2 protein-coding genes are annotated in these 2734 nt (G+C 60.5%); one reads left to right on the top strand and one right to left on the bottom strand.

The genetic code is table 11. The annotated features are described in order from the left end of the window. On the top strand, window positions 1–600 hold a 600-nt coding region (locus ACRXB1_RS34120; protein ID WP_449494551.1), incomplete at its 5' end, for an SDR family oxidoreductase. Window positions 601–652: 52 nt separating this feature from the next. Here the strand turns inward: ACRXB1_RS34120 and ACRXB1_RS34115 are convergent. Next, the gene (locus tag ACRXB1_RS34115; RefSeq protein WP_449494552.1) at window positions 653–2731 is read right to left on the bottom strand and encodes a TonB-dependent receptor; all 2079 of its coding nucleotides are present in this window, start codon (window positions 2729–2731) and stop codon (window positions 653–655) included. Window positions 2732–2734 lie beyond the last annotated feature (3 nt).

Here is a 2734-nt window from a genome sequence, read left to right as displayed (position 1 = left end):
TGCCGCGTGCTGCCCTGCCCCTGCGACGTGGCGGATCCCGAAGCCGTGAAGAAACTGTTCGCCACGGCGGTCGACACGTATGGCCGCGTCGATCTGCTCTTCAACAACGCGGGCGTATCGAACCCGCCGGGGCCGTTCGAGGACTGGACCGTCGAGCAGTGGAAATCGGTCATCGATATCAATCTCAACGGCATGTTCTATTGCATCCAGCAAGCTTTCCGCGTGATGCGCGCGCAAACGCCAATGGGCGGCCGGATCATCAACAACGGTTCGATATCGGCGACATCGCCGCGACCCAATTCCATTGCGTACACCGCGACCAAACACGCTGTTGAAGGCATGACGAAATCCGCCTCGCTCGATGGCCGGAAGTACGACATTGCGGTGGGCCAGATCGATATTGGCAATGCGCAGACCGATCTCGCCGCGCGCATGGCGAAGGGTGTGCCGCAGGCAAATGGAGAAATTGCCGCTGAGCCGATGCTCGATGTGAACATTGTCGGGCAATCCGTGCGTTATATGGCGAGCTTGCCGCTGGAGGCAAACATTCTGTTCCACACGGTCATGCCGGCGAAGATGCCCTTCGTGGGCCGAGGATAAACAAGCGCGCAAAAAGCGGCGGCGCAATGCATCGCGCTGCCGCTTCGAACGATTACATCCGCCAGCGCGCCGACACCGTGAAGGTGCGCGGATCGCCTGGCATGTTGCTCATGTCCGCGTTGCCGTGCGCGGAGATGAAGTAGTTGCGGTTGAAGAGATTATCGAGCGTCAACGTGACGTCGACCTTCTTGCCGTGATAACCGGCGCCAAGGTCGAAGGTCACGAAGGACGGTAACGTGACCAGGTCGCTTGCCGACGTGAAGCGCGCCGACTGGAACTGGCTGCCGCCCGCTACGTAAAAGCCGTAAGGCAGATCGCGCTTGATCCAGATGCTCGCGCTATGCCGCGGCGAGAGACCGGGGGTGCTGTCGTGCAGCGAGATGCCTGCAGCGGTTGCCTGCGGCGAACCCTGCACGTTCCCGTTCAAATAGGTATAGCCGCCGAACACGGACCACTTCGGCGCGACCTCCCCCGCAAACGACAACTCCACACCGCGCGAATGCTGCGTGCCGATAGGCAGCGAGAACGACGGATTCGTCGGATCGGCGATCTGCTGGTTGGTCTGCTTCATGTCGAACAACGCGACGCTCGCGCTCGCGTGTCCGCCGAGGTCTAACTTCGAACCCACTTCGAAGCTCGTGGTCTTTTGCGGCTCGAGCGTGGACGCATTAGCGACCACGCCGTTGCTGATGAGCGTATCCGCCAGCGGCGAGAACGACTGGCTATATGTGCCATACAACGTCACCCACTCCAGCGGCTCGTACATCAAGCCCACCCGCGGGCTCCACGCACGATCCGTACGCGCGAGGTTCACGCCCGCTGCCGTATAGTCGCGGCGCGTCTGGTCGATGTAATCAAAGCGCAGTCCGGCAAGCACTTTCCAGTGTTCGGTCAGCGAAATCAGGTCCTGCGCATATAGCCCGGCAATGCCGATTACGGTCGAGCCATTGGTGCTCGCAAGGGTACCGGGCTTGATGCCGGGAAGATCGATTTGTTGCGGATTGAAGAGGTTGTAAGTCGCGACGTTCTTGTTCGTGTAGATGGTGTCGAACTTTTGCTGTTGCGATAATTCCAGGCCATACAAGACCTCGTTTTTCATGCCGAACAGCGTGGCTTTCTGCGTGAGTTCGAACATGCCGTCAACGCCATGATCGTTGCGAAAACGCGTCGACTCGTCGAGCGTCACGACCGGATTCGCGGCTGTCTTGATCGGTTCGTAGTTGACGTAGTTCTTGCGCTCGAGCGAGAAGTCATACGTGCGTACGGCTGCATGGAATGACAGCGAGTCGTTGAAGCGGTGGTCCAGCGACGCCGTCGCGCTTTCCACCGTGATGTCGTTATACGACGTGTTCGCAGCATTCGCCGAGCCATAGTACGTGTTGTGCGGCACGTCGACCGGCCGCCCGAGATAAGCGGGCAGGCCCTGGTCCGAGGTTCGGCGGTCATGCAGGTAATCGGCTTCGAGATTGAGCGTGGTGTTGGCATCGAGCTTGAATTGAGCCGACGGCGCTATCGCCTGGCGGTTTAACTGGAACTGATCGCGAAAGCTGTTGGAGTTCTCGCCGGCGCCCGTTATGCGAAAACGTGCTGCGTCGTTTGCATTCAGTCCAATATCGAATTCGCCACGACGTTCGCCCTCGGTTCCAAGCGACACACCGACTTCCTGCTGCGGATCGGCTTCGGGTTTCTTCAGCGTCCGGTTGATCAGCCCGCCCGCTGAACCGCGCCCGTACAGCACCGCAGCGGGTCCCTTCAAGACCTCCACGCTCTGCACGTTGGAGAGGTCGCGGTAGTACAGCGAGTCGTCGCGAATGCCATCGACGTATTGGTCCGTGATGCTGCTGAACCCGCGAATCGTGACTTGATCACGCTGCCCGTCGCCGACCGAGAAGCCCACGCCGGGCACGTTGCGCAACGCCTGCTGAATCGAGGTGGCGTTCTGTTCTTCGATGAGCGCGCGCGGCACCACGGTGACAGTTTGCGGCACATCCATGAGCGAGGTGCTGGTTTTGGTCGCGGTCTTCGAGCGGCTCGTATCGTAGGTCGTGCGGTCCGTCTGCGCGTTGATATTGATCGCCGGCAACGTGGACGTTGGCGCGGGCGCGGCGGCCGGCGTCTCTTGCGCGAGCACAGA

This window comes from Caballeronia sp. M23-90, from assembly GCF_053574605.1.
This window is presented reverse-complemented; position numbering and strand designations above follow the sequence as displayed.